The sequence below is a fragment of the Streptomyces sp. NPDC104814 genome, from assembly GCF_055583185.1.
This window is the reverse complement of record NZ_JBVJOL010000001.1, coordinates 1619582-1638743: the sequence shown is the minus strand read 5'-3', so window position 1 is coordinate 1638743 and position 19162 is coordinate 1619582. Positions and strand designations below refer to the sequence as shown.

The following is a 19162-nucleotide window of genomic DNA, read 5'->3' as shown; positions in this document are numbered from 1 at the left end:
AGCAACGGACGGCGCCCGGATCACGACCGGGCCGACGGCAGGGGCCCCGCGCACCGGCGCGGGGCCCCTGTTCCGTCAGATGCGGCCGCCCGTCAGCCGGGTGAGCGGCCCCTGCGCGCCGCGTGACGCACGGCGGCCCAGGGCGTAGGACGCCGCGCTGAGCGCCGTCGCACCGGCACCGACCCCCGCGGCGACGAGCTTGCGCCGGGCGACGACCGTCCATGCGGTCCTGGCCACCGCGCCCACCTGTCCTGAAGCGGTGACCACGGCACGTCGGCCCGCGTCGAGCCCCTTGGCCGCGGCGTTCACGGCACCGGCCGCCTCGCCCGCGGCCCGCCCCGCTCCGGTCCTCGCGGTCGACACCCCGTCACCGGCCTTGGCCTCCGCCTTCTTGACACCGCGGGAGGCCGCGGACGCGGCCGCCTTGCCGGCGCTGCCCCGCGAGCGGGTGGCGGCCGCCGCCTTGGTGGTGTCCGAGTTCTGATCGGTTCCCTTGTTCGCTTGACTCATGGAGTTTCGGCTTGCCCCGGACCACGCCCACAAACCCGGTGCGGCGTACGGAGCGTGCGACGGCCCCGCGTTGACGCTCCGGGGCTCCGGCCACCGCGAGGGTCACGGTCCGCGGCCCCCGGAGCACCCCCCACCGAGCGGGTGCCCCTCCCGGCGTTGCAGACCGCTCCCCGCCACGATCGTGCATACGGTGCTCTGCAAGGTGACCGGTGACGCGGTGAACGAAAGAGGCATGCGGCGTGGTGGCGGAATCAGGTCGCGGGGCGGCCGGCGAGGGGCGCGGGGGCCGCGCGGGCGGCCGTGTGGCACTGGGCAGCCGCCCCGCGCACACCGTACGGCTTTCCCTGCGCCGCCCACGCGGGGCAGCCGCTGCCACGACCGATCACACCGGCCCCTGGCTGCGTTCCGCCGCCGCCCACGCCTGGCGGCTGATCCTCGTCGGCATCGTCGTCTACGGTGTCTTCACGGTGCTGGGCCGCTTCCAGATCATCGCCGTGGCCCTGTTCCTCGCCCTGGTCATCACGGCGGTGCTGCGTCCCGCCACCGACCTGCTCGACCGCCTGCTGCCCAGACCGCTCGCCGTCGCCCTCGCGCTGGTCGGCAGCATCCTGGTGCTGCTCGGGCTGCTCGCCCTGGTGGGCGACGCGGTGGCGAACGAGTCCTCCAACCTGGCCGACGAGTTCCGCAACGGGGTGCACCGGATCGAAGTGTGGCTGCAGCGCCCTCCGTTCCGGCTGAGCCAGAGCAAACTGTCCGATCTGCAGAACCAGATCGTCCACTACCTCTCCGCGCACCGGGCCGGGCTGCTCAGCAGCGCCCTGAGCGGTATCGGGCGCGCCGTGGAGTTCGTCACCGGGGGCGCGCTCGCGCTCTTCGCCTCGGTCTTCTTCCTCCATTCCGGCGAACGGCTGTGGACCTGGTCGCGTGACGAGGTGGTGCCCGGCCGCGCGCGATCGGCGTGGGACAAGGCGGGCCGGGCAGCCTGGAGGGCCTTCGCCGGCTACACGCGGGGCATCATCATCGTGGCCGCCACCAACGCCGTACTCGTCGGGATCGCCCTGCTGGCACTGGAGGTGCCGCTGGCACTGCCGCTGGCGCTGCTGGAGTTCTTCGCCGCCTTCGTACCGCTGGTCGGCTCGCCGTTCGCCCTCGGCGTGGCGACGGTGGTGGCGCTGGCGGGGCGGGGGCCGGTCATCGCGCTCGTCGTGCTGGCCCTCATCGTGATCGTCGGCCAGCTGGAAGGGCACGTCCTGCATCCCCTGGTGATGAGCTGGGCGGTACGCCTGCACCCGCTCGTCGTGGCCGTGTCCGTCCTCGCGGGCGGCACCGTGGCCGGTGTCATCGGCGCGGTCGTGGCGGTGCCCTTCATCTCGGTCGCCTGGGCGGTGTTCCGTGCCCTGAGACCGGGGCCTCCGCCGCACTGACCGGGGGCCGCGCGCCGCTCCCCGCTGCGGGAGGGGCCCGGCATCTCGCCCCGCGCCGGGACGCGCCGACTCACGCCCGCGGCCGGGCACGACGGCTCGCCGTGCGGCGGAACGCGACGGCTGCCTCATGACGGGGTGCCACAGCGGCCCCTCGTCCGGGCACGACACCCGCCGCGGCCAGGCACCGCTCGCCCCCCTGGCACAGCGTGCACCGCTGAGCCGCACCCCGCTGAGCCGCGGCCCCCTGAGCCGCGGCCCCCTGAGCCGCGGGTCGGGGGCCTCGCCGCCCGGCGCGCCTGCTCGGGGCGGTGCCGCGGCTGACCGGTGAGAGACACCGACGGGAGCCGGTTTCCGTACCCTGGGCGGCATGCGCATGCGCCCGACACTGAGCTGGACCCCACCCCAGGACCTTCCGCCAGGCACCACCGATCTGCAGCCGGTCGCCGACGCTCTGGGCGCCGGCGGTGTGCTGGTGCTCAGCGGGGCGGGTATCTCCACCGAGTCGGGCATCCCCGACTACCGGGGCGAGGGCGGCAGCCTGAGCCGGCACACTCCGATGACGTACCAGGACTTCACCGCCAGCGCCCAGGCCCGGCGCCGGTACTGGGCGCGCAGCCACCTCGGATGGCGGGTCTTCGGCCGGGCCCGCCCCAACGCCGGGCACCGGGCCGTCGCCGCGTTCGGACGGCACGGGTTGCTGTCCGGCGTGATCACCCAGAACGTCGACGGACTGCACCAGGCCGCCGGCAGCGAGGACGTCGTGGAACTCCACGGCAGCCTCGACCGGGTCGTCTGCCTGTCCTGCGGCACCTTCAGCCCGCGCCTCGAACTCGCCCGGCGCCTGGAGGAGGCGAATCCGGGCTTCGACCCGGTGGCCGCCGGAATCAACCCCGACGGTGACGCGGACCTCACCGAAGCGCAGGTCGGGGACTTCCAGGTGGTGCCCTGCACGGTCTGCGGCGGGATCCTCAAGCCCGACGTGGTGTTCTTCGGCGAGAACGTCCCGCCCCGACGGGTCGAGCAGTGCCGCACGCTCGTCCAGGAGGCGGCCTCGCTGCTGGTCCTCGGCTCCTCACTCACCGTGATGTCGGGGCTGCGTTTCGTCCGCCAGGCCGCCCAGGCCGGGACACCCGTGCTGATCGTCAACCGCGACCCCACCCGCGGTGACCCGCACGCCGTCACCCGCGTCGCCCTCCCCCTCGGGACGGCCCTGACCACGGTCGCCGACCGCCTGGACGTCCCCGTCGAGCCCGATACGGCGGCCGGGCCGGAGTCACCGCTGCTGTGACGCACCGGGCCGCTTCGGACCAAGCCGGACGTTTGGGACGAGGGCAGGCAAGGCACTCTTCAGCCACGGCCCGCGCAGTCGGCACACACGAGGCACAATCGGTGTCGGGGGCCCGGACAATCGCACTGCTGCGAGGCGGTGCCGGGCGGTTGGGGTACGACTGATGACAACCGTCGGTGTGGAAGAGGAGTACTTCCTGGTCGACGCGGCCACAGGACGGCTGAGTGCGTACGGCGAGAAAGTACGGGCCGCGGCCGGTCTCGAGCCGTTCGTGGCCGCCGGGGAGATCCAGCTCGAACTTCTGCAGGCGCAGGTGGAGGTCGCCACCCCGGTGTGCCACACGCTGGAGGAGGTCGGCGGGCACCTGCTGCGGCTGCGGCACGCGGTGGTGGAGGCGGGCGAGACGTTCGGCTGCCGCGTCCTGGCCAGCGGCACCTCTCCGATGGTGCACGACGCTCCGGTGCAGGTCACGGACAAGGCCCGCTACAAAGCCATGCTGCGCCAGGCGCCGCAACTCGTGGCCGAGCAGATGGTCAACGGCATGCACGTGCATGTGGCCGTGCCGAACCGGCACATGGGCGTGGAAGTGCTGAACCGGATGCGGCCGTGGCTGCCGACCCTGACCGCCATGGGAGCCAACTCGCCGTTGTGGGACGGTGACGACACCGGGTTCGCCAGCTGGCGCACCCTCGTCTTCGACCGGTGGCCGGTCAGCGGCATCCCGCCGCACTTCACCGACGACGCGGACTACGACCTGCGGGTGGAACGCCTGCTGGACACCGGTGTGATCGCGGACCGCGGGCAGCTGTACTGGCAGGTCCGGCTGTGCGAGCGCTATCCCACGGTCGAGGTGCGCTGCGTGGACGTCCAGCCGCGCACGGACGACGCCGTGCTGTTCGCGGGCCTGGTGCGCGGTCTCGCCCTGACGGCCATGCGCGAGGTCGCGGAGGGCCGTACGACGCCGGACGCCGAGCTGCTGAAGGCGTCGATGTGGCAGGCCGCGCGGCACGGGTTGAGTCAGGAACTGATCGACCCCGAGGGCAGGCGCTGCCGCGCCGGTGACGTGGTGTACCAGCTCCTGGAACATGTCGAGCCGGCGCTGGCCGAAGCCGGTGACGCTCGCCAGGTCACCGCGCTCGTTCACCGTCTGCTGCAGCAGGGGACGGGAGCGGACCGGCAGCGGATGGCGTGGGCCCGGGGCGGACTGCCCGCGGTGATGGACATGCTCGCCGAGGCGACCGTGCTGCCCTGACGCCGCCGCGGCCGTAGGGCGCAGACCGGATACAGGATGGGAGCGGGGCATGGACCAGGTGGGCGACAAGCCGGAAGAGGTGCGCAAGCACCTCGAGCAGGAACAGACCGAGACCGGGACGAAGCAGCCGTCCGAGGACGCCCAGGGCGAGAGCAAGGACGCGAAGGAACAGAGCGGGCAGTAGAAGCCGGTCGCAGCGGCCGGTGCCGCGGCGCGGACCTCGGTGCAGGGACCGTCCGCCACCCAGCCCTGTACGGTTCAACGGTCGTCGTTTCCACCGTACGGAGTGGCGCGGGAGGTCTGTCGCCGTGGTCGAACTGTGTCTGGGACCGCTGCTGAGGTACACCGACAGCTCGAGCGCCACGGTATGGGTGGAGACCAGCCGTCCGTGCGTCGCGCGGGTGCGCTGTTCGGACGGCGCGGGCGGCTCGGCGCCGACCTTCCAGGTCTGCGGGCATCACTACGCGCTCGTCACGGTGACCGGACTGCAGCCGGGTACCGCACCGTCGTACGAGGTGTTCCTGGACGACACCCCCGTGTGGCCCCTGCCCGACTCCCGTTTCCCCGCCTCCGTCATCCGGGTGCGGGCCCCCGACGACGCCGTCCGGGTCACCTTCGGTTCCTGCCGCTGGGCCGCTCCCCCGGCCGACGGCAAGGACCCCGTGGGTGCCGACGCCCTCGACTCGCTGGCCCGGCGGCTGTCGGCCGGCCCCGACGCGCAACGCCCCGACGTCCTGCTGCTGCTCGGGGACCAGGTGTACGCCGACGAGACCAGCGAGGCGACGCGGAGCTGGCTGGCCGGCCGCCGGGATCTCGAGGAGCCGCCGGGCAGTCAGGTCACGGACTACGAGGAGTACTGCCGCCTCTACCACGAGTCCTGGCTCGACCCGGAGGTCCGCTGGCTCCTGTCCACCGTGCCCAGCTTCATGATCTTCGACGATCACGACATCGTCGACGACTGGAACACCTCCGCCGCCTGGCTCGCCGACATGCGCACCACCGACTGGTGGCAGAAACGCCTGCTGAGCGGTCTGATGTCCTACTGGGTGCACCAGCACCTGGGCAACCTCTCCCCCGCCGAACTGGCCGACGACCCCACGTACAAGGCCGTCTGCGCCACACCGGACGGCACGGACGCGGTGCGCGCCCTCGCCGAGAGGGCCGACGCCGACCCGGCCTCGGTGCGGTTCAGCTACCGGCGCGACGTCGGCCGGGTCCGGGTGGCGATGGTGGACTCCCGGGCGGCGCGGGTTCTTCAGGAGGACCGCCGTGCCATGCTCGACCCGGGCACGGAGGACTGGCTGCGCGAGCAGGTGCTGGGTGACGTGGGATCGTACGACCATCTGCTGATCGGCACCTCGCTGCCCTGGCTGCTGCCTCATCTCGTGCACGACATCGAGGCCTGGGACGCGGCGCTGTGCGCCGGCGAGCGGGGCCGGCGCTGGGCCCGCTTGGGTGAACGCCTGCGCCGGGCGGCCGACTTGGAGCACTGGGCGGCCTTCCCCCGCTCGTTCGCCGACCTCGCCGGCTTGATCGCCGAGGTCGGCAGCCGTCCCGACGCGCCCGCCACGGTGTGTGTCCTGTCCGGGGACGTGCACCACGGTTACCTCGCGCAGGCATCGTGGCGATCCGGCGGGCCTTCTCTCCCCGTCGTCCAGCTCACCTGCTCCCCGGTGCACAACTCCGTTCCGCTGACGATGCGGCTCGGCTTCCACTTCGGATGGAGCGCACCCGCGCGTCTGCTGGGGCGCGTCCTCGCCCGCCACGGCCGGTGTGCCCGGCCGCCGGTGAGGTGGCGCAAGAAGGGCGGCCCCTGGTTCGGCAACCAGCTCATGACCCTGACGATGCGGGGGCGCTCGGCCCGGCTGCGACTGGAACGCACCGGTGCCGACACGACCCTGCACACGGTGGACCACCGCACCCTCGCCTCCGCGTGACGCCGCCGCAGCAGAAGCGGGCGAGCGGCCGCTTACTCGCGGGGGGGCTTGAGACACCTGCGGTGCAGAGGCGCGCCACCAGGTGGCGGCGAGCAGGCCGGAGGGCCGGCTGCTCGTGGCAGCCGGCCCTCCGGGTTCACCGCGGAAGGCCGCCGCGCCAGGTTCCCGTCCGGCGGTACGGGCGCGGCCGGCCGCCGCTCATCCCTTGCGGCGGTACAGCAGCCAGATCCCGGTCGCCGCGGCGGCCGCCAGCAGCAGCCCGCGGTTGTCCCGGACGAGCCGGCCGCCCCGTGCCGTGCCGGTGCGCACCGGCTCGGGCGCCTTGTCCTGCCACAGCCGGCCGGCCCGGGCCGCTGTACCGCGGGCCTGATCGGCGGCCTGGGCGGCCTTGTCCCGCACCGGCTCGGGCAGCCTGTCCTGCACCCGGGCGGCTGCCTCGGCGGCCTTGGCCTTCACCTCACCGGCCTTGAGCACCGCCTGCTCCTTGACCTCACCGGCCTTGAGCACCGCCTGTTCCCTCACCTCACCGGCCTTCAGCGCCGCCTGTTCCTTCAGCTCGCCGGCCTTCGCGGTGGTCTGTTCCTTGACCTCGGCGGCCTTCTCCTGGGCGCGCGCCTTGACGTCCGTCTTGGCCGCCAGCGCCTCCACGGTCTCCCCGAGTTCCTTGCGGGTCTGCTCCACCTGCTCGCGCAGTTCCTCGGGGCCCGCGGCGGTCGGCTCGTCGTGCGGGGGCTGGGTCATCGGTGGGCACTCTCCTTGATCTCGGCCACATCGGCCTTGACGTTCTCGATGGTCTGCTGCGGCGTCGGGGGGGCGGCCCGGTCGACCTGCTTCTTGCCGGTGAGCGCCATCACCGCGGCGATCACCCCGAGGCAGGCGGTGACGATGAGGGCCGCGGCCCACACCGGGAGCGGTACCGCCAGGGCGGCGATCGCGGTGGCCACCAGCGCCTGGAGCATCAGGAACCCGACGAGGCCGGCTCCGCCGAACAGCCCGCCGCCCTTGCCGTACCGCTTCCCCTTCTCCTTCATCTCCGCCTGCGCCAGGCGCAGCTCGCCGCGTACCAGTTCGGTCAGCTGCTGCGAGGCCCGCTGCACCAGCTCGGCCACCGGCTCTCCACCGGATGTGTGCTGCCCCGGTCCGGTATGGGGTTGCGTACTCGGCACGACGATCACCTCCCGTCTCTCGCTTCGTCTGCCACCGGACCGTGCCGTGGCACGGTCCGGTGCGCGCGCGAGTACCCGCTTCCGGCCGGTTCAGGGCATGCGGAAGGAGCCTTCGGTGGAATCCGGCCGAGGACTCATGCGCGGAGCACGGCCATCGCGGCGTTGTGGCCGGGGATGCCGCTCACCCCGCCGCCGCGTACGGCGCCGGCGCCGCACAGCAGCACGTTGGGGTACGCGGTCTCCACGCCCCAGCGTCCCGTCGCCTCCGTCGCGAACGGGAAGGCCAGCGAGCGGTGGAAGATGTTGCCGCCGGGCAGCCGCAGCTCGCCCTCCAGGTCGAGGGGTGTCTTGGCCTCGATGCAGGGGCGGCCCTCCCCGTCGTGCGCGAGACAGTCGGCGATGGGCTCGTCGAGCACCGCGTCCAGCTCGGCCAGGGCCGCCTTGGTCAGAGCCTCGCGGGCGCCCTGGTTGTCCTCGGCGAACAGGCGGGCCGGGGTGTGCAGTGCGAACATCGTCAGGGTGTGGTAGCCCTGCGCGGCGAGCTCGGGGCCGAGGATGGTCGGGTCGGTCAGCGAGTGGCAGTAGATCTCCGACGGCGGGGCGGACGGGAGCCGGCCGGCGTCGGCCTCCCGGTAGGCGCGCGCGAGTTGGTCGTAGCTCTCGGAGATGTGGAAGGTGCCGGCGAAGGCGTCCCGGGGGTCGACGGCGGTGTCCCGCAGCCGCGGCAGTCGGCGCAGCAGCATGTTGACCTTGAGCTGGGCGCCCTCGGCGGGTTCGGCGACGGTGTCGCCGAGCATCGCGGCCAGGGCCTCGGGCGAGGCGTTGACCAGGACCGTACGGGCGCCGACGGTGGCCTCGCCGGACCCGTCGTCGTACGTGACCGAGCCGAGGCGTTCGTCCGGTTCGATCCGGACGACCTCGTGGCCGGTGACGAGTTCGGCGCCCGCTTCCCGGGCCGCCCGCGCCAGCTCGCCGGTGAAGGCGCCCATGCCGCCGACCGGCACGTCCCAGTCGCCGGTCCCGCCGCCGATGACGTGGTAGAGGAAGCAGGCGTTCTGGGCCAGCCCGGGGTCGTGCGCGTCGGCGAAGGTGCCGATGAGGCCGTCGGTGAGGACGACACCGCGCACCACGTCGTCCTGGAAGCGGTCCTCGATGGCGACGCCGAGGGGTTCCTCGAACAGCATCCGCCAGGCGTCCTCGTCGCCGATACGGGCCCGCAGTTCCTCCCGGCTCGGCAGCGGCTCGGTGAGCGTGGGGAACACCCGCCGAGCGACCCGCGCGGTCATGCCGTAGAAGTCCCGCCAGGCGGTGTACTCGGCGTCGGAGCCGGTGAACTCCCGGAAGGCCGCCCGGGTCCGCTCCTCGCCGCCGCCGACCAGCAGACCGGTGGCGCGCCCCTCACGCACGGCCGGGGTGTACGACGAGATGGACCGCTTGAGCACCTGGAAGCGCAGCCCCAGATCGTTCACGATCTTCGCGGGGAGCAGGGACACCAGGTAGGAGTAGCGCGACAGGCGGGCGTCCACTCCCGTGAAGGCTTGGGTGGAGACCGCCGCGCCGCCCGTGGTGCCGAGCCGCTCCAGCAGGAGCACGGAGCGCCCGGCGCGGGCCAGATAGGCGGCGGCGACCAGGCCGTTGTGGCCACCACCGACGATGACGACGTCGTAGACGTCCCGGGAGATCGAGGGGTTGCGAGGCATGTCCCTTGCTAACACGCACGGGGCACGGCAACAAGAGCGGGAACGACCGCCTCGTGGGCGGCTTTGCTGACTGTTCCGTCAGTCAGCGGCGACGGCGCCGCCGGCCGTGCGCACCCACCGGTCGGGGCGGCCGCTGTGCGAGCAGTCCGCCGTACTCCCGGCCACGCGGCCGCCCCCGCTACGGCTTGACCGTGCGGCTCTCGACGCCGGGGAACCCCTTGTCCCACCAGTGGCCGTAGTAGCCGTAGACCGCCGGATCACGCGGGCTCAGCAGCGCGGCCAGTCGCTCCGCCTCCTCGGTGAGAGCGCGCCAGGCGGTCGCGTCGAGCCGGTGGAAGGCGGTCAGCTCGATCCCGCCTTCGCGGGCGCGCCAGACGCCGGCGACCTGCCCGTCGACGAGCAGACACGGGAGCGTGTCGCCATTGCGCCGGGCGACCAGGGGCCGGTACTCCTCGGGGACGAGCCGTCCCGGGCCGGCGTGGGCCAGCAGGGCGCTGTCCCACATGGGCAGCAGCCGCGGCGGCGCCGGGGTGTCCTCGGCCGGCACGGTGGCGTCGGGCAGGTCGAACAGCGGGGCGCGGCCCGGGCCGGCCACGCGCACGAGCCGGTCGCCGAGCTCGTGCACCGCCTGCGTGATCACCGGGCTGGTCAGCAGGGTGAAGCGGGCGAAGTCCCGTGCGGATGCCGGGCCGAACGCCTCCAGGTAGGCGAGCAGCAGCCGTCGTACGCCGGCGGCCGCCTCCTGCGGCGTCGCCTCGAAGGCGGCGGGAGCGGCGCGGTAGGCGTTCCGCTGCCGGAACGACCACGGTCCGCCGGTCGGCGCGTGCTGCACGGGCGCGTACGTGCGCAGCGCCCACCACACGCGCTGCGCGTGCTCGCCGAACCGTGCGGTGATCTCCTCCTGCACCTCGGCACCGGTGCGGGGGTGCGCCAGGTACCGGGCGAGCTCGGGCATCAGCGCGTCGGCGTCGGCGGGGGTGAGCCCCGTCGCGGTGAACCGGCGGTCGTACAGCCGCGCCCCGCGCAGGGTGCTCAGCATGCCGGCGCGGAAGGGCGCGTAGTCCTCGGCGTGCACGGCGTGCAGCGTGAGGCGCATGAGGGTCGCCTTCACGATCCGGCGGTCCGCGAACGCCGCGTCGAGATCTTCGGGCGCGAAGTCGCGCACGCGGTTCCACAGCGCCAGGTAGGGCGACGCCGGTGACTGTGCCTGCAGGGCGCAGACCCGGCGGACCGCCTCGACGACCCCGAGGGGCCGGCGTTCGAGCAGAAACTGGCGGTCCAGGGTGGCCAGAGCGAGTCGGCGCGCGGTGAGTCTCACCTTCGGATTGTGCCGCGTCGGCCCGGGGGTCCGCTGCCGGTCTGCTGATGTCGGTGCGGCAGCTGAGCCGACCGGAACCGGCGGCGGTCACCGCGCGGTGACCGTCGGCGTGGGGACGGTGGCGTGGGACAGGGCGAGCAGGACGAAGACGTCCGCCAGGACCGGTACGTCGAACAGCAGGGGGCGGGGGCCCGCCTGGTCGGGGCGGCTGCGGTAGCCGCCGTCGGGCTGTTGCCGGGCGACGAGGTGGGCGAGGGCCCGGTCGCGTGCGGCGCGGTGGCCGGGCAGGCTGCTGAGGGCGATGACGGCGTAGGCGGTGGTGACCGGGTCACTGCTGTCGCCGGGGGTGTGGCCCCAGCCGCCGTCCTGGTGCTGGGTGGCGGTCAGGTGGCGCAACGCCCGCTCGGCCGCCGCCGTGAACGCCGGCGTCTCGGGGTCGTCCGGGTCCGTGCAGCGCAGGGCGAGGACCGCGCGGAAGATCGCGTTCGTGGCGCTGCGGCTCCAGCTGCGTTCGAAGGTGCCGTCGGCCTGCTGACTCCGTGCGACGTGACGGACGGCCGCGCGGACCGTCTCCCGATGGGCGGGGTCGGGGGCAAGCGCGGTGGCCGCGGCCGCCGTCATGGCGATCTCGGAGCTGGTGCCGCGGGCGAAGGTGGGGAAGCCGCCGTCGGGGTTGCGGACGCCGAGCAGGTACCTCTCGGCGGCGCCGATGGCCGCCCGGTGCCGCTCGGGCGCCGCCCGGCGCAGGAACTCCAGTGCGTAGCAGGTGTCGTCGACGTCGCTCTGCCGGACGCCGGGGTGGAAGCCGAATCCGCCGTCGGCGTTGCGGCGGACGGCCAGGGCGTCGGCCATGGCCGGCACTTCGGCGGCGGCCGGATGGATGCGGCACAGGGCGAGCCCGGCGACCGCGGTGGCGAAGAGGTCCAGGCCGTCGACGAAGGGCACGCCGCCGTCCGGGCGCAGCCGGCCGGCGACATGCTTGAGGGTGTCGCCGAGAGCGGCGCGGTGACGCGGACGGTGGCGCAGGGCGAGCAGGGCGAGCAGTTGTGCGAAGTTGTTGCGTTCCCAGGCGGGCCCGGGTTGCAGGGCCGGCAGGAGGGCGTGCCAGTCCGCGTCGTCCACCATGTCGGGGCGGTGGGTGCCGTGGGCGGTGAGCACCTTCAGCGCCGCCATCTCCATCCGCAGCCAGCTCTGCTGGCCGGTGGCGTCGTACGCCTCCCAGGGGACACGGGGGTACTCGGTGGCGCCGAGCGCGGCGAGCAGCGTCTGGAACATCAGCCGCTTGCGGTCGGCGGTGAAGTGGTCGAAGGCGCCGAGTGCGTCGCGCAACGCGCCTTCGGCGTCGCAGCCTTGGCCGAGGGCGGCGTGGGCGACGGCACGCTGCAAGGGGTCCGGCGGGTCGCTGTGCAGCGATGAGCGCAGGAAGGCGGTGAGGCGGCGGGCCGCTTCCGGTTGTGCGTGCTCCGCGTTCAGCAGGGCGAGAGCGAGGGCGGATTCCAGGACCCGGCCGGCGCACGGGGCGGGCAGCAGGCCGTCCGGCCCTACGGCGGCCGTGATCCGCCGGGCCAGCCGGTCCCGGCAGCGGGTCACGGCGGCGTCGAGGTGTGCGGGCGTCGTGCCCGTGGGCGTCGGAGATGCGGTCACGGTGTCTTTCTCGCGTCGGGCGGGTGGGGGTACCCGGACAGGGTGGGGACAGATGCGCGCCGTGGCCCGGGTCAGGCGAACAGGCGGGTCAGGACGCGGTGCCCTTCGGGGACGAAGGGGCTCGGCATCCGTGCGAGCAGCCGGCGCGGCGGAACGAAGAAGTGGTCGGCGATCTCCCGCGGGTTCACCCGCAACCCGGCCGGGATCTCGGCCAGATGGACGGCGAGCCAGCAATCGCCGACCGGGGACTCGCACTTGGTGCGGAGCACCGGGCGCGGTGCGGCCCGGACGCCCAGTTCCTCGCGCAGTTCACGTACGGCCGCCTCCCGGTAGCTCTCCCCGGCCCGGGGACAGCCGCCGATCAGGATGTCGTGGTGGGACGGGTAGACCGGGGCGCGCGGGGATCTGCGGTAGACCAGGAGACGTCCCGCCCGGTCCAGGCACACGGTCGCGGCGACCCGGTAGCACAGGCCCCGAGCGGCGGCGCCTCCGCGAGGACCGCATGCCACGGGGCGGTCGTCCGCGTCCACGTAGTCCACGGTTTCCAGTCCCGTCACACTGGTGTCCTCAGCTGCCGATGGCCATTCCGCCTGCGGATACTACTGCACGTGATGATCTTTACTCGCAGGGTAATATCCCGGCCTGTCGCCGCGGTGCCGTCCCACGGGTGCCGTCGGCCCGTCCGACCCTGGAGCCTCATGACCCCCGACGAAGCCGGCAGCGCCCCTGCGCAGGCGCCGAACGACCTGATCGACGTGTTGCGGGAGGCCGCCGCGGCCGGCCCGCTGACCGCCGTCCGCCTCGGCGACCGGTCCTGCGTCCTGGTCACGGGCCCGGAGCCGACGCAGCAGGTCCTGGCCAGACGCCCGGACGTCTACGTCAAGCGGGGGCACCGCGCCCGGCCGCTGCTCGGCGACGGTCTGATCTCCGCCACGGGCGAGGCCTGGAAGCGGCAACGCAGGCTGCTGCAGGCGCAGTTCACCGTCACCGGCACCAGACGCTGGGCGCAGCACATCACCGCGGCCGCCGAGTGCGTCGCCCACCGCTGGGAGGCGGCCGTCAGCGCCGGCACCCCGGTGGACGTCGGGCAGGACATGCGGTTCTTCGCCCTCGACACCATCTGGCGCTCCCTGACCGGCTCCGCCCTGGACGAGGTCACGCGACGCGAACTGGACGCCGTGGACACGGTGGTCGCCTCTCTGCCCACCGCCGGCGGCGCGTCCGACCCGTCACTCGCCGTCGACGCCGCTCTGCGGCAGATCGACACCACCGCCCACCGCGTCATCACGGCGGCCCGGGCCCATCGCGCCCGGCAGACGTCGCGCCCCTCCCCCACGCTGCTCGGCCTGCTCCTCGACGCGTCCGGGACCGACCCGCACTACACGGACCGGCTCATCCGCGACGAGCTGGTGACGCTGCTCGTCGCGGGTCACGAGACGACGGCCCAGACACTGTGCTGGCTCTTCGTCCTGCTGGACCGGCACCCCGACGTCCACGAGCGGTTCCTCACCGCCTGGGCCTCCGCGCCGGACGCCGCCCGGCGCGATGCCCTGCTCGGCGCCCTCGTCCAGGAGACGCTGCGGCTGTATCCGGCGGTCTGGCTCGTCCCGCGCCACGCGGCGCGGGACGACGTCCTCGACGGGCATCCGGTCTCCGCGGGAACGAGCGTGCTGCTCTGCCCGTATCTCACCCACCGCATCCCGGGCCTGTGGCCGGACCCCGAACGCTTCGACCCGTTCCGCTTCCTGCCGGGGGGCGAGCGCCCCGGCCACCCGGCCGCCTACCTGCCGTTCGGCAGCGGAGCCCGGGCCTGCCTCGGCCAGCACTTCGCGCTCCAGGAGATGGTCACGCTGCTGCGCCTGCTGCTTCCCGCCTGCCGGCCGCGCCTCACCGCCGCTCCCCGTACGGCCGTGTTCGGAGCGAACCTGCGGCCTGAGGGGTCGCTCCGGGCGACCCTCACCGGGGTTCCGGTCCGATGAGGGGCGCCCCGTGCGGAGGCTAGCGGAGCACGCGGAACTGCGGGCCGTACGTGCTGCGGGAGCCCGGGATCTCCGTCTCCATCAGACGCACGGCGGACTCCTCCAAGCCGTGCATGGCGTGGACGGCCCCGCCCAGGGCGCGGGGGCCGCCGTCGGCCCAGGCCGCGTCGAGGGCGTCCAGCACCGTCGTGTAGGTGGTGTCGAACCGGTGCAGGAGCTGCTGGACGGGCGCCGCCGGCCGGGGCCAGCCGCCCGCCGGGACGCGGGCCATGGGGCGCGCGTCGGGGAAGGGGACGGGCGGACCGCTGAACGTCCAGCCCTGGTGGGTCTCGCGCAGCTGCCGGCCGTGGTAGATCTCGCTGAAGGCGTAGTAGTGGGCCGGGTGGTCGTCGTCGAAGGAATCGGCCGGGGACCTGCTCGTGCCCTCGCCCTGCTCCCGGATGATGTCGAGGGAGCGCTCGACGTCGAGGAGGGTCTCGACCGGCCGCAGTTCGTCGGTGCCGATGCGGGCGTTCAGCTGTCCACGCGCCGACAGCTGCGGGGCCACCGTCCAAAAACCCTTCAGCAGGTCGCCGTAGAAGACGCCGACGGTGGGCGAGGCGGTGCCGCTGCGGGCGAGTGATTCCTCGGGAGCCTCGATGGCCATCATCACGTCGTGGACGTAGGCCCTGGTCAGGCCCGAGAGATACAGGGTCACTCCGGTGCGGACGCCGCCGGGCAGCGGGCCGGGGTAGGTGGGTGCCGCGGCCTTGATCCGTGGCCGGCCGCCGACCGCGACGAGCAGATTGCACACCACGCCCAGGTGGTACATCTCGTCGTCGATGATGCGCCGGATCAGGCGCGCCGCTTCACCGCCGCGGTCCTTGACGGACCACCAGGCGCACAGGTACGGCGGGATGGCGGACAGTTCCAGCTCCACGGCGACCTGAAGGGCCGATCGCAGCCAGTCGACGCCGCGTCCTGCCTCGGGCACGGCCAGCAGCCGCGCGACGCAACCGAGCGGCTCCGGCTCGGGTGGTCCGGCGTGGGGCCTCGCCGCGGCCGCGGCGGGATCGGCTGCCGCGGTGACCGACGCACCGGCCGCCACGGCGGCGGACGCCAGGAAACTCCTGCGCTTGAACGGAGTCACAGCCGGGTTCTCCGCGTCTTCCCTCACACCCGCCACCCTCGCCTCGGCTCACAGTCGTGGCCCCGCCTGCGCTGGAGGCGTGCGGGGCCCTCGGAACAGCTCGCGAAGCTAGCAAGGATCATCGCGGACGTGCGGCTCGACGGGCGCGCGCGGCGGCTGCACCACCCTGTCGGTCCAACCCTGCGTCATGCCGGAGGCGGTCCGCTCCGCCGTCAGCCGTCCTGGCGGGACTGCGGCCGGAAGCAGGCGATGACGCTCTTGCCGTGCGGGCAGGACTTGGCCGCCCAGTGGTCGGCCAGCGCGTCCATGAGCAGGATGCCGCGGCCCCCGGGCTGGAGCGCGTCGGGCCGGCGGGGGGCCGGCAGGACGGGTGAGGAGTCGTGCACGGCGACGTGCAGGCACTGGCCGTCCCAGGACATCACCAGTTGGGCGGAGCTGTGGCCGTGCACATGCGCGTTGGTCACCAGTTCCGACACGACCAGCAGGACGTCGTCCGCCGTATCGGGGGCGCTGCTGGTCCAGCCCAGTTCGTCCAGATGGCCGCGCGCCCAGTCGCGTGCCGTTTTCACCTGACTGCTGAGCGGCAATGAGCGCGCCCAGCCCACCGCTCGAAGCGAACGTCCGTCCACGTTTTCCCTGCCTGTGCCGATGTCACGGGGTCGACAGTGCGGCTACCCGCGCAGGGCGTGGGTAGCCATTCCGACTTCGGGTGGTCGGCGGTTCGCCTGTTCGAGCCGTGCGGACCGGCGTCCCGGCGGGGTACGTCAGGACGGCCGCGTCGTCGCAGGTGTGGGCTGTTCGCGGCGGGCCACCGCCACGCCGACGACGCCGACCGCGAGCAGGAGGGCGACGGTCCCGAGGGTGAAGGTTTCGAACGCCGCGCGGGAGACGCCCCAGACGTCACGGAAGACGTAGTCGATGCCGAAGAGGTGTTCGAGCACGCCGGGGAAGAGCGCCGACCACGATCCGATCAGGATCCAGGCGTAGACCAGTGCCGCGCAGATCAGGAAACCGCGGTCGCCGAAGGGGACGCGGTAGGGCCGCGGGACGTCCGGCCGGCGCAGGCGGAGCAGGACCAGCGCGGGGACGACGACCAGATAGGACAGCAGCAGGGTGGTGACCGCGACGGTGAGGACCACGGCGAACACGTCGGCCGCGTCACCGCCCGCGAACCGCATCGCGGCGAGCATGAACACGGTGGCCACGGCTCCGGAGAGCAGGTTGGTGCGCACGGGTGTGCCGAGGCGAGGGTGGAAGGCGCCCAGCGCGCGGGTGAAGAAGCCGCCGTCGGCCGCGGCCATGGCCTGCATCCGGTCGCTGACGATCATCCAGGCGCTGCCCTGGGTGAGCAGGGCGAAGACGAACATCACGGCGGTGGTCTTCAGCAGGGGGCCGGCGGCGCCGCCGTAGACGGTGAAGACAAGGCGGGCGCCTTCCATGAAGCCGCCGATGCCGGTGACCTGGTGGGCGGGGACGACGGCCAGCAGGGCCAGGACGGGCAGCAGGTAGCAGCAGGCGGCGACGGCCGCGGAACGGCCGAGTGCGGCGGGCACGTCACGCTGGGGGTCGTGCATCTCCTCACCGGCGGCGTTCGGCGCCTCGAAGCCGACGTAGGCGAACAGCAGGATCGGCACCAGGGCGAGGAAACCGGCGGTGGTCGGCGCGAAGCCGGTGCCGGTCAGGCCGTGGAAGCCGTGCCGGATGCCGTAGAGCAGGGCGGTGAGGGTGAACCCGGCGAGGGCGAGGACCTTCGTCGCCGCGCCCGCCGTGGTGATCCACTTGCCGCGGCGCAGGGAGACGACGGCGGTGAGGATGGCGGCCCAGACGAACAGCAGCTTGAAGGTGTAGTCGGCGACCGTGCCCGAACCCAGGTGGAAGACGAAGCCGTCCCAGGTCTGCGCGGCGAGGAAGACCAGGGAGCCGCCCAGCCAGATGGGGTTGGTGACCCAGTACATCAGGGTCGTCAGCGCGGCCGCCGGACGGCCGAGGGCGAGCTTGACCCAGACGTACGGGCCGCCCTCCTGCGGGAACGCGGCGCCGGTCTCGGCGAACAGCAGGGCGTAGGGGACGAGGAAGAACAGGGCGATGGCCGCGGTCCAGGTGGCGGCCTCGCCGCCGCCGGTGGCGATCTGCCCGACGGTGTCGAAGGAGATGACCGCGGCGATGGCCATGGCGGTGATGTCGAAGCGCTTGAGGCTGCGTTGCAGGGTGCCGTCCGCGGGCTGGAAGGCACGGGGGCGGGGCGTGGAGAGCTTGGAGGACACGGGCAGTTCCTAGGAGGGGAGGGAAGAGACTGCGGGTGGCGCGTGCGGAGCGCCGCTACGGTGTGGGGTCCGTGTCGGAGGGTGCCGGGTGCCGAAGGCCCGGCCGGCGCGGCCGGGCCCTCGATGCGCGGGTGTAGCGCGGTGCGGGCGTCAGGCGGCGCGGATCTCGCCGGTCGGCTCGGTGCGCTCCAGGACGCTGCGCAGCGCGGAGGCCGCTTCCTTCGCCTCGGCCTCGGTCATGATCAGCGGCGGGGAGAGCACCAGGCTGTGCGCGGAGTCGCGCACGATGACACCGGTCTCGCGGCGGATGACGTCGTGCGGCATCCGGTCGGGGTGCAGGGGCAGGGGCGCACGGGTGGCGCGGTCGGCGACCAGTTCGACGGCGAGCATCATGCCGACCGAGCGGATCTCACCGACGATCGGCAAGTCGCCGAGCTGGGCCTGGAGTTCGCCGTGGAGGGCGGCGCCGAGGCTGGTGGCGCGGGCGAGGAGGCCCTCCTTCTCGATGATGTCCAGGTTGGCGGTGGCCACCGCGGTGGCGACGGGGTGGCCGTTGTAGGTGTAGCCCATGGGGAAGCCGTGCTCACGCAGCAGGACCTCGGCGACGTGGTCGCCGACGAGCAGCGCGCCGAGCGGGACGTAGCCGGAGGTGATGCCCTTGGCGGTGACGATGATGTCCGGGGTGACGCCGAAGTACTGGGCGGCGAACCACTCGCCGACGCGGCCGTAGGCGGTGACCACCTCGTCGAAGATCAGCAGGATGCCGTGCCGGTCGAGGACCTCGCGCACCCGGGGCCAGTAGTCGGCCGGCGGGACGAGCATGCCGCCGACGCCCATGATGGGCTCGCCGATCATCGCGGCGATGTTCTGCGGGCCGATCTCCTCGATGCGTTCCTCGAGTTCGCGCACGAGGAAGTCGGTGACCCCTTCGGGGCTCAGCGGCTGGTCGCCGTACAGCTCCGAGCGGTACGGCCACGGGGGCGTGAGGTGGGAGACGTGCGGCATCATCGGCGCGAAGCCCTCGTGGTAGACGGGGAAGCCGGTGGCCGAGCCGCCGCCGTAGCCGATGCCGTGGTACGCCTTGCTGCGGGCCAGGATCCAGGTCCGGCTGCCCTCGCCGCGCCGGTGGTGGTAGTAGCGGGCCATCTTGATGGCGGCCTCGTTGCCCTCGGAGCCGCCGGAGGTGAAGTAGACGTGGTTCAGCGGGTCCGGGGCGATGGCGGCCAGCCGCGCGGCGAGTTCGATGGCCCGCTCGTTGGAGAACTCCCAGAAGCTGGTGAAGTACTCCAGCTTCTTCATCTGTTCGTGGGCCACGTCGGCCAGTTCGGTGCGCCCGTGGCCGACCTGGGCGAGCCAGAGCCCGCCGGTGGCGTCGAGGTAGCCGCGGCCCTCGGTGTCGGTGAGCCGGCAGCCGGAGCCGGAGGCCATGACGACGCGCTCGGTGGCGCTGCCCGGCAGGTAGGGGTGGATGATGTGCGCGCGGTCCAGGCGGACGAGGTCTGCGGCGTCGAGGGTCATGGGTGCTGCGTCCTTTGCTGCGGTGGTGAAGGG

General features: G+C 73.3%; 17 protein-coding genes. 6 read left to right on the top strand and 11 right to left on the bottom strand.

The window, feature by feature from the left end; translation table 11 throughout:
* Positions 1-75: 75 nt before the first annotated feature.
* A complete protein-coding gene (locus ACZ64A_RS06980; protein WP_469808709.1) occupies positions 76-510 on the bottom strand; it encodes a hypothetical protein in 435 nt (144 codons plus the stop codon).
* 302 nt (positions 511-812) lie between these two features.
* On the opposite strand from ACZ64A_RS06980, the gene ACZ64A_RS06975 reads away from it, so the two are divergent.
* The 5 genes from ACZ64A_RS06975 to ACZ64A_RS06955 all read left to right on the top strand — a co-directional run bounded on the left by ACZ64A_RS06975 (position 813) and on the right by ACZ64A_RS06955 (position 6411).
* The gene (locus ACZ64A_RS06975) at positions 813-1934 is read left to right on the top strand and encodes an AI-2E family transporter (protein ID WP_469808708.1); all 1122 of its coding nucleotides are present in this window, start codon (positions 813-815) and stop codon (positions 1932-1934) included.
* Positions 1935-2301: 367 nt separating this feature from the next.
* On the top strand, positions 2302-3222 hold the full coding sequence (locus ACZ64A_RS06970; RefSeq protein ID WP_469808707.1) for an NAD-dependent protein deacetylase: 921 nt from the start codon (positions 2302-2304) through the stop codon (positions 3220-3222).
* 163 nt (positions 3223-3385) lie between these two features.
* A complete protein-coding gene (locus ACZ64A_RS06965; protein ID WP_469808706.1) occupies positions 3386-4474 on the top strand; it encodes a carboxylate-amine ligase in 1089 nt (362 codons plus the stop codon).
* A 49-nt stretch (positions 4475-4523) separates the two neighbouring features.
* Positions 4524-4658, top strand: coding sequence for a hypothetical protein (locus ACZ64A_RS06960; RefSeq protein WP_469808705.1), 135 nt, complete (start codon positions 4524-4526; stop codon positions 4656-4658).
* Positions 4659-4782: 124 nt separating this feature from the next.
* A complete protein-coding gene (locus ACZ64A_RS06955) occupies positions 4783-6411 on the top strand; it encodes an alkaline phosphatase D family protein (protein WP_469808704.1) in 1629 nt (542 codons plus the stop codon).
* Between the two features lie 198 nt (positions 6412-6609).
* On the opposite strand, the gene ACZ64A_RS06950 is transcribed toward ACZ64A_RS06955, so the two are convergent.
* The 6 genes from ACZ64A_RS06950 to ACZ64A_RS06925 all read right to left on the bottom strand — a co-directional run bounded on the left by ACZ64A_RS06950 (position 6610) and on the right by ACZ64A_RS06925 (position 12796).
* Positions 6610-7152 carry a DUF3618 domain-containing protein gene (locus ACZ64A_RS06950; protein ID WP_469808703.1) on the bottom strand — a complete coding sequence of 181 codons (543 nt, stop codon included), beginning with the start codon at positions 7150-7152 and terminating at the stop codon, positions 6610-6612.
* A complete protein-coding gene (locus tag ACZ64A_RS06945) occupies positions 7149-7520 on the bottom strand; it encodes a phage holin family protein (RefSeq protein ID WP_361624062.1) in 372 nt (123 codons plus the stop codon). Before ACZ64A_RS06945 ends, ACZ64A_RS06950 begins: the two co-directional genes overlap by 4 nt.
* Before the next feature lie 191 nt (positions 7521-7711).
* Positions 7712-9277, bottom strand: coding sequence for a phytoene desaturase family protein (locus ACZ64A_RS06940; RefSeq protein ID WP_469808702.1), 1566 nt, complete (start codon positions 9275-9277; stop codon positions 7712-7714).
* A gap of 178 nt (positions 9278-9455) precedes the next feature.
* Positions 9456-10595: a winged helix DNA-binding domain-containing protein gene (locus ACZ64A_RS06935; RefSeq protein ID WP_469808701.1), complete on the bottom strand. Its 1140-nt coding sequence runs from the start codon at positions 10593-10595 to the stop codon at positions 9456-9458.
* An 87-nt stretch (positions 10596-10682) separates the two neighbouring features.
* On the bottom strand, positions 10683-12239 hold the full coding sequence (locus ACZ64A_RS06930; RefSeq protein WP_469808700.1) for a prenyltransferase/squalene oxidase repeat-containing protein: 1557 nt from the start codon (positions 12237-12239) through the stop codon (positions 10683-10685).
* Between the two features lie 71 nt (positions 12240-12310).
* A complete protein-coding gene (locus ACZ64A_RS06925) occupies positions 12311-12796 on the bottom strand; it encodes an NUDIX domain-containing protein (protein WP_469808699.1) in 486 nt (161 codons plus the stop codon).
* A 141-nt stretch (positions 12797-12937) separates the two neighbouring features.
* Here ACZ64A_RS06925 and ACZ64A_RS06920 point away from each other — a divergent pair, with 141 nt between their 5' ends.
* Positions 12938-14218: a cytochrome P450 gene (locus ACZ64A_RS06920; protein WP_469808698.1), complete on the top strand. Its 1281-nt coding sequence runs from the start codon at positions 12938-12940 to the stop codon at positions 14216-14218.
* Between the two features lie 19 nt (positions 14219-14237).
* Here ACZ64A_RS06920 and ACZ64A_RS06915 read toward each other — a convergent pair whose 3' ends face one another.
* The 4 genes from ACZ64A_RS06915 to ACZ64A_RS06900 all read right to left on the bottom strand — a co-directional run bounded on the left by ACZ64A_RS06915 (position 14238) and on the right by ACZ64A_RS06900 (position 19129).
* Positions 14238-15347, bottom strand: a complete 1110-nt coding sequence (locus ACZ64A_RS06915; RefSeq protein ID WP_469808697.1) for a ferritin-like domain-containing protein — start codon at positions 15345-15347, stop codon at positions 14238-14240.
* A gap of 212 nt (positions 15348-15559) precedes the next feature.
* Positions 15560-15976, bottom strand: coding sequence for an ATP-binding protein (locus tag ACZ64A_RS06910; protein WP_469808696.1), 417 nt, complete (start codon positions 15974-15976; stop codon positions 15560-15562).
* Positions 15977-16111: 135 nt separating this feature from the next.
* Entirely contained in the window at positions 16112-17611 is a 1500-nt protein-coding gene (locus tag ACZ64A_RS06905; protein WP_469808695.1) for an APC family permease, read from the bottom strand.
* Positions 17612-17761: 150 nt separating this feature from the next.
* On the bottom strand, positions 17762-19129 hold the full coding sequence (locus tag ACZ64A_RS06900; protein ID WP_469808694.1) for an aminotransferase family protein: 1368 nt from the start codon (positions 19127-19129) through the stop codon (positions 17762-17764).
* Between the last annotated feature and the right edge of the window lie 33 nt (positions 19130-19162).